Source organism: Blautia sp. CGZ-1-C1 (assembly GCF_056504575.1).
In genome coordinates, this window is sequence record NZ_JBWLUT010000086.1 from 20,018 (window position 1) to 34,701 (window position 14,684).

The 14,684-nt window shown below is 43.3% G+C and carries 7 protein-coding genes and 2 pseudogenes; 1 reads left to right on the forward strand and 8 read right to left on the reverse strand.

Going from position 1 to position 14,684, the window contains the following annotated elements:
* On the reverse strand, positions 1-3,375 hold the full coding sequence (gene addB, locus AC058W_RS06800) for a helicase-exonuclease AddAB subunit AddB (protein ID WP_479389867.1): 3,375 nt from the start codon (positions 3,373-3,375) through the stop codon (positions 1-3).
* Between the two features lie 104 nt (positions 3,376-3,479).
* Here addB and AC058W_RS06805 point away from each other — a divergent pair, with 104 nt between their 5' ends.
* Positions 3,480-3,917 (forward strand): FMN-binding protein, encoded by a 438-nt coding sequence (locus AC058W_RS06805; RefSeq protein WP_118411584.1) that lies wholly within the window; start codon positions 3,480-3,482, stop codon positions 3,915-3,917.
* Between the two features lie 46 nt (positions 3,918-3,963).
* On the opposite strand, the gene AC058W_RS06810 is transcribed toward AC058W_RS06805, so the two are convergent.
* The 7 genes and pseudogenes from AC058W_RS06810 to AC058W_RS06840 form a co-directional block, all read right to left on the reverse strand.
* Positions 3,964-5,898, reverse strand: coding sequence for an NAD(+) synthase (locus AC058W_RS06810; RefSeq protein ID WP_479389868.1), 1,935 nt, complete (start codon positions 5,896-5,898; stop codon positions 3,964-3,966).
* 58 nt (positions 5,899-5,956) lie between these two features.
* Positions 5,957-6,835 (reverse strand): Hsp33 family molecular chaperone HslO, encoded by an 879-nt coding sequence (gene hslO, locus AC058W_RS06815; protein ID WP_117676321.1) that lies wholly within the window; start codon positions 6,833-6,835, stop codon positions 5,957-5,959.
* Between the two features lie 72 nt (positions 6,836-6,907).
* Positions 6,908-7,729, reverse strand: coding sequence for a class I SAM-dependent DNA methyltransferase (locus tag AC058W_RS06820; protein ID WP_117845536.1), 822 nt, complete (start codon positions 7,727-7,729; stop codon positions 6,908-6,910).
* A 162-nt stretch (positions 7,730-7,891) separates the two neighbouring features.
* Positions 7,892-9,040: a hypothetical protein gene (locus AC058W_RS06825; RefSeq protein WP_118572448.1), complete on the reverse strand. Its 1,149-nt coding sequence runs from the start codon at positions 9,038-9,040 to the stop codon at positions 7,892-7,894.
* Positions 9,041-9,476: 436 nt separating this feature from the next.
* Positions 9,477-11,534, reverse strand: a complete 2,058-nt coding sequence (locus AC058W_RS06830) for a HelD family protein (RefSeq protein ID WP_118247189.1) — start codon at positions 11,532-11,534, stop codon at positions 9,477-9,479.
* Positions 11,535-11,835: 301 nt separating this feature from the next.
* Positions 11,836-13,675, reverse strand: a pseudogene (locus AC058W_RS06835) (ABC transporter ATP-binding protein).
* A pseudogene (locus AC058W_RS06840) lies at positions 13,672-14,684 on the reverse strand (ABC transporter ATP-binding protein); the annotation flags it as partial. The pseudogenes AC058W_RS06835 and AC058W_RS06840, both read right to left, overlap by 4 nt.

Genomic DNA, 14,684 nt, shown 5'->3' on the forward strand with positions numbered 1-14,684 from the left:
TTATTCTGCCTCCCTGTCAAATGCTTTCCATAATTCCTCATCAGAGAAGTTTTTCAGTCTGCGGAATTCATATCCTGACAGCCTGCGGTCAAATCCACATACCGTCATATACGGACAATAAGTACACGCATTCTTTTTTCCGAGCTCATAGGGAGAAACCTCTGCATCTCCCTCCAGAATAGAACTTCTTATCTTCTCAATCTTCGTCCTTACATACCGTCCAAGCACTGCAAACTGTGTTCTGTCTGCCACAGAAGAATTTTTGCGAAAGCTTCCGTCCTTATTAAATGCGACAGGAATGGAGCCAAGACTGCTGTCCATCCTGTACACAAGCTCCGGATCTGCCTGAACCAGCCCATTCATCTTCAGTTCTTTCATAAGACCTGCACTGACTGCTTCCACATCCGCATCTATCTTCTCCTGGATCATAGGATCCTTGATATTGTAATAGAAAACTCCCGCAGGAATAATCTCCTTATCCGGATATTTCTTCTGCTCTACACGCAAGGCACCATCCAGATAGATCATTAACTGTAACTGCAGGCCATGATACAGATAAACCAGGTCAAAGGATGTATTTCCGGTTTTATAATCAATCACCTTCACATACACCTTATTCTGATCTTCCATAATATCTACTCTGTCAATTCTTCCTCCCCCGAAGGTTACCTCAAAGCCTTCCGGCTGAAATTCTCCCTGTTCCAGCTGTTTCTGAAGTGCCCATACCGTCCTTCTGAGGATTCTCCTTGTTCTCTCGATCATATATTCATTCCTGGCACTGCTTTTGAGCACCGTGTTTCCATAATCTGCCACAATATTATCCAGACACCGGTCCGCAATCTCATTCCGTTCCTGTTCTGTCAGCTCTGTCCATTTCATGCCTCTTTTTCGCACTTCTTCTGCAAAGCTTTCCAGTGCTTCATGCATAACATTTCCCATATCCATAGGTTTAAACTCATATTCCACACGCTCGGTAAGCTTCATTCCATACTGAAGGAAATGTGCAAATGCACAGGCTGCAAAACGTTCCAGTCTGGTAGCACTGTAAGGTGAAACCTCTCCGTATAATGCCTTCGCCACACTCTGGCTGATAATGTCCTTTGGTTTTCCGGCAAAAGCCGACTGTACCAGCTTCTGTACTCTGCTTCTGTATTCCGGATTCCGCAGATACCAGCTGTAAAGCTCTCCAAACACTGCATCCGTCTCATCTGCCTGCTCCAGAATATCCTCATGATTTTTCTCTGTTTCCTGTGCCAGCTTCTCCAGAAACAGATCAATCCCCGCTTCCGGATTTTCTGGATAATAATAATTGTTTATAGAAATTTTATGGGGTCTGACCCCGGCTCCACCCTCAATTTCCAGCTTCGGATACAGACTGCGTATACTCCCGATCAGATATGCCGGACTTATGCCTTCTCCTTTTGCATTGGTATCACTATAGGAGAGAATCAGCTTTTCTCCCGGTTTCGTCATATTCAGATACAGATAGAACCTCTGCATATTCATCAGTTCTTTAGGCCCCGGTGCCAGTTCCACTCCCTGCTCCTGGAAGAAATCCCTGTCAAGCTCTGATAAGATTCCTCCTGTCTGTGTACTCTTTGGAATATTACCCTCATTCACGCCAACAAAGAATAACGCCTTAATCTCCTTTAAACGGGATCGTTCCATATCACCCACCATCACCTGATCTACGCTCGGCGGGATCAATGCAACCTTTGCCTGCGAAAGTCCTGATTCCAGAAGCTGTCGGAACTCCTGTCTGTTTACCGTTTCTTCGCCAAGAATCTCAACCATCTTATCCAGCAGGTCCATCACAATTCCATAAATCTGGTTATATTCTTTTTCCATTGCTTTATCGCCTGACTCTTTAAACTTTCGCTCCTGTCGTTTCAGTTTCTGCCAGACATTGCTTTTTTGGATAAAATCATAGAGAATCCGGCAGTACTCTTCCACTGTCTTCTTCCCGGAACCAAATCCCTGTGCAAGTTCCTTTACTTCTTCTGCAAAAATCTCTCTGATCTCATTCAGTTCCTGTATCTTCTCCGCTTCCATTCCTCTGTATACACGAACCCATTTTTCAGACCATTTCTTATATCCCCGGATTCCCAGCGCCAGCACGTAATTCTCCAGCTTATCAGCCTGTTCTCTGGTAACTTCTGACATCCCGCATCTGAGATAACGGAAAACGCTCTCATAAGGAAAGCCCTGCACTGCCATCTCCATGGCAGCACGCAGATACTCCACAAAAGGATTCATCAGTACCGAATGCTTCTCGTCAATAAAATATGGAATATCCGCCTCCTCAAATACCTGTGCTGCAAGTCTTGCATATTCTTCCAGATTTCCTGTGATCACTGCAATCTCACCATAACGGTATCCGCAGGTACGCACAAGTTCTGACACCTTTCGGGCAGCCTCCCGCATTTCTTCCAGGGGGGATGGAGCAGTAAATATCTTTATCTCCTGCTGCTCTTTGGAATATACGCCCTTTCTGTAGCGGAAGATATTTTTCTCCAGAAACTGTAAGGCAGGTGCCTGTGCAAACCGGGACTGTCCGGATGGTTTCAGATACACCGGATCCTCCAGATCTCTGGTCAGCCCTGCAAGTGTCCGTATCATCTGTTTGCTCATAAAGAAAAGCTGATAAGGTTTTCCCGGAGAAAAAGCATCCTCCCGTTCATCCATAGTCACAGTAACACTTATGCGGTCAGCAATGACCAGAAGTTCCCTGAGCACATTGACCTGAATTGGCGTGAATCCGGTAAATCCATCAAAGAGAAATTCCGCTCCCTTAAGCTTTTCGGAAAAAGGAAGCTGTTTAAGCAGGACATCCATCACCTCTTCCCCTGTCATATAATGCCCCTTCAGAAATTCCCTGAATGACTGATAAAGGATTCCCACATCCTTAAGCTTCATTTCAAGTAATGGCTGATCTTTGGCCTTCTCTTTCATTTCCGCCAGATTCTCTTCTCTGATATCATACTGCATAAATTCTGACACCAGAGACTTCACCTCATCCAGATATCCCGGCTTGTTCATCTGACTTCCCAGATAGGCAAGTTCCTTTCTGTGCTGCTGCACCATTTTCTGCAGCACCATGCTTTTTCCCGTATCTTCCAGAACCTTTCTGTTATCTCCGCCGGTTTCTTCAAATACACGGTACGCAAGACGTTCAAAGCTCAGGATGTCAATATTCAGGATTCCTTTTCCCGGGTGCATTTCCACCAACGTCTTCTGTGTCTGCATGGTAAACTGCTCCGGCACGATCACATAATAATTTTTCTCCGGATGTTGCAGTGATTCCTGAATAATCCTTTTATATGCAAAATATGATTTTCCGGCTCCGGAGCTGCCGATTATAAACTGCAATGACATTCTTCTCTCCTTACTGTCAGTTACTCAACATTCATTATTTCAGTATATCATAATTTAAGTACTTCTGTAATAGAATATACAAAACCATCCAGGAGGCGTGTACCATGAGTGCAAAAACAAAAATCATAGTCCTACATATGAAGGAAGTTATATACACCGGCATTTTCCTCCTTCTTGCTGTCATCCTGGCTATTGTACTTTTTTTCATGTTTGGACCTGGTCAGAAAAAAAGTACCTCAGCCGATGCCAAAAGCCGGTACAAACCGGGAATTTATACTTCCTCCATCGACCTGAATGAAAACACCTTTGACCTGGAAGTAACCGTTGACTCTGACAGGGTAACTTCCATCCGTCTGGTAAATTTAAGTGAAAGCACCGCAGCCATGTTTCCTCTCATGGAACCGGCTCTGGAATCACTGGCCAGCCAGATCTATACCTCCCAGTCGCTGGAAAATATTCAATATTCTGAAGATCAGAAGTATACTTCCATAATTCTTTTGAATGCAATTGAAACAGCACTGAAAAAAGCGGAGAACAATTGATCGTTCTCCGCTTTGTGATTCTATAGCAATCCTCTAAAATAATGCATTATTTACGAGGATTGCTATAAATATCCATATTCTCAAGCTGCTCCAGCCATACTCCTGCACTTGCATCACTTGGCATTCTCAGATCACCTCTCGGTGAAACCGCAACGCTTCCCACCTTCGGGCCATCCGGCAGACAGGAACGTTTAAACTGCTGTGCAAAAAATCTCCAGTAGAAGGTTTTCAGCCATTTAAATATTGTCTTCTTATCATACATTTCTTCAAAAGTCTCACATGCCAGCCTGTAAATTTTCTCCGGTTCAAATCCTGCACGAAGCATATAGTACAGATAAAAATCGTGAAGTTCATAAGGTCCCACCAGATCTTCTGTCTTCTGTGCGATCTTGCCATCCTTAGGCGGCAGAAGCTCCGGACTTACCGGTGTATCCAGAATATCAAGAAGAACCTCTGTCAGCTTCTCATCTTTGCAGGTATCCGCATAATAACGTACAAGATGACGCACCAGAGTTTTCGGCACTGAAGCATTCACTCCGTACATGGACATATGATCACCATTGTAGGTTGCCCATCCCAGAGCCAGTTCAGACAGATCTCCTGTTCCCACCAGAATCGAGCCATCCTGATTTGCACTGTCCATCAGGATCTGCGTTCTCTCTCTTGCCTGGCTGTTCTCATAAGTCACATCATGCACAGACGGATCATGAGCAATATCCCGGAAATGTACATTTACTGCTTCTTTGATATTAATCTCACTTAAAGTCGCACCCAGACACTGACTTAATTTGCAGGCATTCTGATAAGTTCTGTCTGTTGTTCCAAAGCATGGCATGGTAATACAGTGAATATCCTTTCTGTCAGCGCCGGAAAGGTCAAAGGCTCTTGCGATCACAAGCAGTGCCAGTGTGGAATCCAGACCTCCGGAAAGTCCCACTGTTGCCTTATGGCAATGGATATGATCCATACGTTTCTTAAGTCCCATTGCCTGAATATTCAGGATTTCATCACAGCGCATATCCCTTTCTTCTTTTCGTGAAGGTACGAAAGGATACTGCGAATATTTTCTGGTCAGTTTTGTCTCTTCCACATTCAGATGGAAGCACACTTTAATGTGATCACTGTCGTCAGCCGGCTGATAAGTAGTCAGTCTTCTTCTCTCATCGTTCAGCCTCTGCACATCAATCTCACTGTATACAATACCATTGTGGAAACGTTTTCCTTCCGCAAGGATCACTCCATTCTCTGCGATCATATTCTGACCGCCAAAGACCAGATCCTGTGTGGACTCACCTTCTCCTGCATTTGCATATACATATCCGCACACCAGACGTGCAGACTGTCCGGAAACAAGATCTCTGCGGTAGCTGTCCTTTCCGACCATCTCATTGCTGGCTGACAGATTCACAATCAGATTCGCTCCTGCCTGTGCATGGAGAACGCTTGGCGGCAGTGTCACCCATAAATCCTCACAGATCTCTGCTGCTGCCACAAGCTCCGGCTCCTCCTCACAGATAAAAAGAATGTCTGTTCCGAAAGGAACTCTCTTTCCCTCAATATCCACATATTCCAGACATCCAAGACCTGATGCAAAATGGCGCTGCTCATAAAACTCTCCATAGTTTGGAAGATAAGTTTTCGGAACCAGCCCAATAATCTCGCCTCTGTTTAAAACCGCTGCCGCATTATATAATTTTCCATGATTTCTGAAAGGCACACCTATAAAAACAAGGGCATCCACATCAGCAGTTTCCTTTGTGATCTTCAGCAAAGTTTCCCAGGCGCTGTCGAGAAGACGTCTCTGCAGGAAAAGGTCCTGACAGGTATAGCCTGTGATACAAAGCTCCGGAAAAACCATAACCTTCACATGTTCTTTTTCCATCTCATGGATCAGTCTGATAATCTCATTTCCATTGGCATTGCAGTCTGCAACTGTGATATAAGGTGTTGCGGCCGCTGTTTTGATATAACCGTTTTTCATTTTCTACCTCTTCTTCCCTGTGCTCCGGCAGATCCATCTGTCAGTACATTTGCATCTCTTATTTACATTTACGCAGGATTTCTTTCAGTTCTTCCACTGTAAATTCATAATTCTTATTACAGAAATGGCAGTTCATCTCGATGGACTTACCTTCCTGAATCATTTCATTGAGTTCTTTTCTTCCGATGCTGATCAGGGCTTTCTCCACTCTTTCTCTGCTGCAGTTACAGTAAAATTCCGTAGGAACTTTCTCATTAATCTCCATGTCAAAGCCCTCCAGAACTTTCTCAAGCAGACTCTCAGGAGTATGTCCCTCTTCCAGAAGATTTGTGACAGATGTGATTTTCTGTACATTTTCCTCAAGCTTCGCAATTGTGCTTTCTTCTGCAAACGGCATCAGCTGCACGATAAATCCGCCAGCCTGACGTACTGTATTGTCTTTATTCATAAGAACTCCGAGACCAACTGCTGACGGTACCTGTTCACTTGTAGCAAAATAATAGGTAAGGTCTTCTGCGATCTCACTGGTCTGAAGCGCAACCTGTCCAACATAAGGCTCTTTCAGTCCCATATCCTTGATCACATTCATAAATCCTATACCGACAGCACCTGCAACATCCAGTTTACCCTTGCTGTTTGCCGGAATACATACATCAGGATTTCCCACATATCCCTTTACACGACCTTTGGAATCTGCAGTTACTGTAATTCCTTCAAGTGGTCCTCCTGCCTTAATCTGAAGTGTAAGGATATCCTTATCCCCCTTCATCATGGTCCCCATCATGGCACCTGCTGTAAGCAGACGTCCCAGTGCTGCTGTGGCAACCGGACTTGTATTGTGATCCTGTCTCGCTGTTTCTACTGTTTCTGTAGTAACTGCCGCAAATGCACGAATCTGATCATTCGCTGCAATTGCTCTGATAATATAATCGTTCATTCGTTTATTACTCCTGTTATTTCTTTCATATTATTTTGTAAACAGACGTTAACGTCCAAAAATAGTTACTGTTCACACACCACTATCCGCGCGATGTGTCTCAGGTTTCTCCGGGATTTTTCCATGATATCCGTTCTGTGCACTTTTTCCATGCTCTCTTGCAACAAAAGTCAGACGTTCACAGTTCTCATCACCCGGATTATGAGTATATGCATCACAGACTGCCACCAGTTCCATTCCTGCCTTCACAATCATAGCCTTGATTGCTTCTATGGAATACGCTTTCTGTACATGTTCCTCCTCACACTTCTCATACAATCCGTCTTCTCTTGGAAGAAAAAGTGCCAGTTCATATACATTCAGGGAATTTTCCCTGTCATAACTGTTCTCCCAGATAAAGCTTCCGTCCTCTCTGTCCTCAGCAATAGTCGTATCACCGATCACATCCCGGTATTTATGGATCGTATTCATATCAAAAATGAACAGTCCGCCCGGATCCAGATAATTATTTACCAGCGCAAAAAGATACTCCAGATCTTCCTCGTCCGTCAGATAATTCATACTGTCACAGACACTGATCACAGCACGAACCGTACCATATAACTCAAAATCCTGCATATCCTGCAAAAGATACAGAATATCATGACCGGATTTTGCCCGCTTCTCCATAGCCTCTGCAAGCATCTCCTCAGAATTATCGATACCGATCATATCATATCCGGCATCTGCAAGCATCTCCGTCACAGTACCTGTTCCACATCCCAGCTCCAGAACCAGACCATCCCTGATTCCGTCCTGAGCCAGTGTTTCTATAATATAGTCTGCCCATTCACGATAGTTTACATTATCCATGAAAACATCATAAACACCGGCAAATCTTCCATATGATTCCATTCATCAGCCCTCATTATCTACCTGTTTTACTGTTCACAGCAACACATATTTTCTCTGCTATTCTACCACAATATCCGTTCTTATGTAAATAACAGGTTGTTCTCTGTCAGCGCAAAAAAGGACGACTGTTTTTTACAGCAGCCGTCCTTTTCAACTTTTCTGTTACTGATTCTTAGGCATATAGCGGACATACGCCGGTTCTCCATGATAGTAATAGTCAACGCCGTTCTCATCATAAACGTCCTCACCATTAGCAAAATCATAGGTATTTCCGTCATCATCACACCATGTACCGTCACCGTTCGGATAAATTACAAGCGGATATCCGTCGGAGTTTCTGTAAATAGTTCTTGTCTGATCTGTATCATAATCCGGATCATCTGTTCCTACAGGTGTTCCGTCTGCATAATATCCATTGGAGGAACCATCGTCATAATCATAAGATCCGTCACTGCTGCCATCAGAAGTATAGTCTGATGAACTGTAATCTGATGAACCGTCCGATGAAGTATCACTGTAAGAACCGTCTGTGCCTGCTGAAGAACTTCCATCTGATGAACTGCCGGATGCTGTTGTGTCTGTACCTGCAGCCGCTGTTCCTGTAGTTCCTGAAGTGCCGTCCGCAGTTGTACCTGCTGTAGTTCCTGAAGTTTTTCCTGTTGCTGCTGCTTTCAGTACAGAATCACCGGAAATAGTGAATGAATCAACAGAAGTCTTGATTCCTGCCAGTGCTTTCTCATCCTTTACAGAACCTGCAACACTGTAAAATTCTTTTGTATTATCTGTGAAATATTTATTTACAACATATTTATAGTCACTCTTGTCAGTGAGGTAATGAACTGTATAGCTGTAAACATTTACACCGCTGACTTCCTCTGATTTATAATCCTGGATCTCAAAATCTGTACCTTCTACAAGATTATCTGCCTTTACAAGTGCAGAGGCTGTATCCTGTGAACTTGGAATGATCGCCACAGACATATCCTCCTCACCGGAACCATGCAGGATCAGGAGTTTGCCCTGTTTCGGTGACTCGAAGCTTAACATATCGTCAGAATCTGATTTATTCGCCCATGTCGCATCCGGAAGTTTAATGGATACTGCTTTGTTCTTAGATGTATAGGTAGTATTCTGGGCATTGGCCGGTGCAGGGGTAGGAGTTGCTTTCGCTGCTTTGGTTGGCTCCGGTGTAGGAGTTACCTGTACCACACTTGAATCCTCGTCACTGCCGCCTCCAAAGCTACATGCAGTCATGGAAACAGATAATACAGCTGTTAAGGCCAATAACATTAGTACTCTTTTATTTTTCATAATATCCTCCTTAGAATAGGTATATAGTCTTCAGGTAATATTTGATATCAGGTCAGGAGAGGAAACCTCTCTCTGACATTATTATAACTGTTCCGTACTTTATAAAATATGGTGTCAGGAACAAAAGGTATTTTGCCACTGACATTATATATTTTACAGTTTCATTACATAGATGTCAATGTCGATTTCTCAGCCTTCTGCGATTTACATAGTCTGTTATAACGCCATTTTTCTGCTCCATCATACCATTTATCTTTTTTTCTCTGTAACTGAGAGATTACTTGTTACTGTTCACACACCACTATCCCGCGAGGTGTTTTGGCATGAATATGCCAAAATCCCGAGACATACAAGCCAAAATTCCATTGCCGCAGGCAATCTGGAATGAATTTTGGCTACGTTACTGTGAACGGAGTGAACAGTAACGATTACTTTTTTATTTTTCCACTTCATACATATGCAGTTCATGAAGGGCTCTTGTTGCAGCGATATATCTCGCCTGACGCACAAGCGGTGTCTGGTCTTTCTGCGGAAATACTGCAAATACCTGATCAAATTCCAGACCTTTTGCCAGATAGAATGTCGTAACTGTAAGACCTTTCTTAAAGCTTGTGCTGTTTCTGTCCAGATAAGACAGGCGTTCTTTTACATCAAATCCTTTTTCTCCCAGAATTTCCTTCAGAATAAGCCACATATGTTCTGCTTCTTTCTCTGTACGCAGGACAACCGCTGCTGTTTCATATTCTTCTTCGCCGAGTTTCAGAGTTTCTGCAATCTCTTCCGCAGCATGGCTCATATCTGCAAATATTTTCTCCTCCACCGAAGCACCATGACGTTCAAAGAGTTCCATATCTTCAATACCCGCAAGCTGATTTGCATAAGACGCAATCTCTATGGTGTTACGGTAACTCTTATTCATAATGATCTTGTGGATATCTCTCCCGAAAATCTTCGGCAGAAATTTCAGCACATCCTGCTGTTTGTCATCCATAGTCTGTGCCCGGTCACCCAGGATCGTCATTTTGCAGGAGAAAATCCTCTGCAGGATTTCATACTGAAGCCTTGAGTAATCCTGCATCTCATCTACCACCAGATGCTTGATATTGCTTCTTCCCTGCTGGCTCTGCAAACGATATTTCAGATAAAGAACAGGATAAACATCCTCATATTTCAGCTTTCTTTTCTCATAAGAAACACGCGGAAGTCCTTTGTATCCGTTCTCTTTCAGGAACTGACTGTAGATCACATAAAGATCTCCGGTCACATACAGTTTCATGAATTTCTCACGGATCAGGTCTTTCTCATCATCTGCCAGATCACGATTCCGCAGAGTTTCCACCTCGTCAATAAAATAATCTGCAACTGCATCCATTCTTGAAAGAAGCGGAAAATCCTGAAATTTAAAATAAAACAGTTCAATGATCTCAGACTCTGTCTTTACAAATCCATTGTATTCCACATCCCTGAAATTCATCAGCCGGTCTTCCAGTTCCACCAGATAGCGTTCCATAAGATTTATAAATTCCATGGACTGTTTCTCCTCTGCCAAAGAAGCCTTCTGTGGAAAACGGATTCTGCGTTCAATTTCATCATAGCGGTCTTCGCAGTCAGAAACTGTATCCCTAAGCTGCTTATAGGCAAAAAGATCAAAGCTCATTTCCTTAATATTCTCTTCTCCCAGTTCAGGAAGGATATGGGAGATATAATCAGAAAACACTCCATTTGGCGACAGGATCAGAATATTGGAAGACTTCAGATTCTGTCTGTCATGATAGAGAAGATAGGCAATCCTGTGAAGTGCAACGGAAGTTTTCCCGCTTCCTGCTGCACCCTGGATTACCATAATCCTGTCTTTGGTATTTCGAATGATGGCATTCTGCTCCTTCTGAATGGTACGGATGATGTTCTTAAGCTGTACCTCACCGTTACTTCCCAGTTCTGCTTTCAGGATCTCATCATCAATTTTTACATCACTTTCAAATTCATAGATCATTTTTCCGTTGCGGATCTTGTACTGCCATTTGGAAGCAACCTCACCATGGATTTCACCCATGGGAGCCTCATAAGAAGCCGGTCCTTTGTCATAGTCATAAAACAGACCGCTTACCGGAGCACGCCAGTCGTATACTAATGGAATATGCCCTGCTTTCTCTGCAAAATTTCCAATTCCAATATAAAAGATCTCCGGTTCGTCCTCTCCTTCGTAAATGAAATCCACTCTTCCGAAGAATGGAGAATCTGCCATTCTGCGAAATCTCTGTTTCAGAATCAGCTGCTCTTCATTTGCGGAAATCTGGCGGAACAATGCCTGCTGATTATCATAATTCTCATAGCCATACTGGTCCATCTCTGTATAATTTTCCCAGTAATACTCATGCATTCCCTCAATCTCTTTCTGGCCTTCCACCAGAGAGAGGCTGATCTCTGTGATACGTTCTTTTAATTTTTCCAGCACATAGCCCAGATATTCTCTGCCGTTTTTCTTATCTGTCATATTGTTGATATCCTCTGATATTTGCAGCTGTTCAGTAACTTCACAGCTACAATACTCCTTATTATTGTTATCATTTTCTTCTGTTTCTATGATAAAATTTATCATTTTTCGTAAGTTAGTTTTTAATTATAACATATTACCCTCTGACAGAAAAGACTAAAATATTACTGTTCACACGCCACTATCCCGCGAGGTGTTTTGGCATGAGAATGCCGAAAATCCCTCAGCCGGTATCTGTGAGATCCTATATCCACCAGATATATTCTCTTTCACAAATACCCCTGAGGGATTTATAATAACTTTATGCAGTTGCCTTATTCTCAAACTGGCTGTTATACAGGTCTGCATAGAAGCCTTTCTTAGCCAGAAGTTCTTCATGATTTCCCTGCTCGATAATGTCACCGTCTTTCATAACCAGAATCAGATCTGCATCCTTGATGGTAGAAAGTCTTGTGTGCGATCACAAAGCTTGTTCTGCCCTTCATCAGATTGTCCATGGCTTTCTGGATACGCACTTCGGTTCTAGTATCTACAGATGAGGTTGCCTCATCCAGGATCAGAATCTTATTATTTGCAAGGATTGCCCTGGCAATAGTGAGAAGCTGTTTCTGTCCCTGGGAAATATTGCTGGTTTCTTCATCCAGAACCATATCATAGCCGCCCGGCTGCTGCATAATAAAGTTGTGCACATGGGCTGCCTTTGCTGCTGCGATCACCTCTTCATCTGTAGCATCCAGACGTCCGTAACGGATATTTTCCATAATGGTCCCTGAGAACAGCCATGTATCCTGAAGCACCATTCCAAACATCTCTCTCAGACTGCTTCTGTTAAAGTCTTTGATGTCATAACCGTCTACCTTAATACTTCCGCCATTGAGATCATAGAATCTCATAAGCAATTTCACCATAGTTGTCTTTCCTGCACCTGTTGGCCCTACAATGGCAATCTTCTGACCATCCTTCACATCTGCGGAGAAGTCATTGATAATGATCTTATCCGGATTGTAGCCGAATTTTACATGTTCAAACAGAACATCTCCTGTAAGTGTATCAATATCTACAGGGTTCTTCTCATTCTGGCTCTCTTCCGGCTCCTCCAGGAATTCAAATACGCGCTCGGAAGCTGCAGCAGAGGACTGTAACAGGTTAGTGACCTGTGCAATCTGCTGGATTGGCTGTGTAAAGTTACGGATGTACTGGAAGAAGGACTGGATATCACCGACCTCAATACTTTTTTTGATTACAAACACACCGCCCAGAAGAGCTACCATTACGTATCCAAGGTTACCTACAAACTGCATGATCGGCATCATCATTCCTGAGAAGAACTGAGATTTCCATGCAGATTCATAAAGCTTCTGATTGTCTTTTTCAAATTCCTCTACTACATCATTCTCTTTGTCGAAAACTCTGACCACATCATGACCACCGAAGTTTTCTTGCGATCTGACCGTTTACTTTACCCAGATAGCTCTGCTGATCCTGGAAGTATTTCTGTGAATGCTTCATGACAGTCTGGATGATGAACATGGAAACCGGCAGGATCAGAAGTGCTGCCAGAGTCATCCACACATTAATGGAAAGCATCATAATAAATACACCAATCAGGGTTGTCACTGATGTGATCAGCTGTGTCAGACTCTGGTTCAGACTCATCTGCAAAGTGTCCACATCATTGGTGATACGGGAGAGGATTCACCGTTTGTTCTGCTCTCATAATAATTCAGAGGCAGTCTGTTGATTTTCTTTGAAATATCTTTTCTCAGATTATAGGTGACATCATTGGAGATTCCTGACATTACAAATCCCTGTACAAAGGAAAAGCATGCACTTAACACATATAATCCAAGTGTCCATAACAGGATCATCCCGATTTTTCCGAAGTCGATTTCACCGGTTCCGTTTACCTTGGCAACCAGGCCGTTAAACAGCTCTGTTGTCGCCTTACCTAAAATCTTAGGCCCTACAATACTAAACACAGTTCCCGCTACTGCAAAGATAAACATCAGTATAAAGCGGAATTTATATCGTCCCATATAGCGGAAAAGCTTAGCCATGGAGCCTTTGAAGTCTTTCGCCTTTTCGCCGGACATCATACGTCCATGTCCTCCCATAGGACCTCTTCTTCTCTGTTCGCTCATGCCAGTTCCTCCTCTGATAACTGAGATCTTGCAATCTGCTGATATACCTCACAATTTGCCATCAGTTCCTTATGAGTTCCAATGCCTGCCATATGTCCGTCGTCCAGTACAATGATCTGATCTGCACCAAGGATGGTACTGATCCTCTGGGAACGATCACAGTAGTTGCATCTTTGGTATATTCCTTCAATGCCTTTCTTAACTGACTGTCAGTCTTAAAGTCAAGGGCAGAGAAGCTGTCATCAAAGATAAAGATCTCCGGATCCTTTGCAATGGCTCTGGCAATGGACAGACGCTGTTTCTGTCCACCTGAAACATTGGTACCTCCCTGTGATACAGGGGATTTAATACTTCTCCGGTTTGGTATCAATAAATTCTGTAGCCTGTGCAACCTCTGCTGCTTCTTTCACCTGTGCATCAGTGATCTCCGGCTCACCATAACGGATATTGGAATCAATAGTACCTGAGAAAAGTACACCCTTCTGCGGCACATATCCCAATTTGTCACGAAGTTCCTTCTGAGTCATGTCGCGTACATCCACACCATCCACTTTAACAGAACCCTTTGTCACATCATAGTATCTTGGGATCAGGTTAATCAGGGTACTCTTACCACTTCCTGTACTTCCAATTACTGCGATCGTCTGTCCTTTCTTTGCTTTAAAGGAAATATCTGTCAGTACATTCTCGCCTGCTTCCGGGTAAGCAAAGGATACATGGTCAAATTCGATCTCACCTTTCACACTTTCTGACGGATGTACCGGAGTTTCCGGATCCTGAATGGAAACCTCTGTTTTCAGAACCTCATCAATACGAAGCGCTGCCACATTTGCCCTTGGAAGCATAATGGACATTGCAGTGATCATAAGGAATGACATAATAATCTGCATTGCATACTGGATGAATGCCATAACATTACCAACCTGCATGGTTCCGTTGTCTACGGCATGGGCACCACTGTAAATAATGAGTACAGATACTCCGTTCATGATCAGCATCATAATGGGCA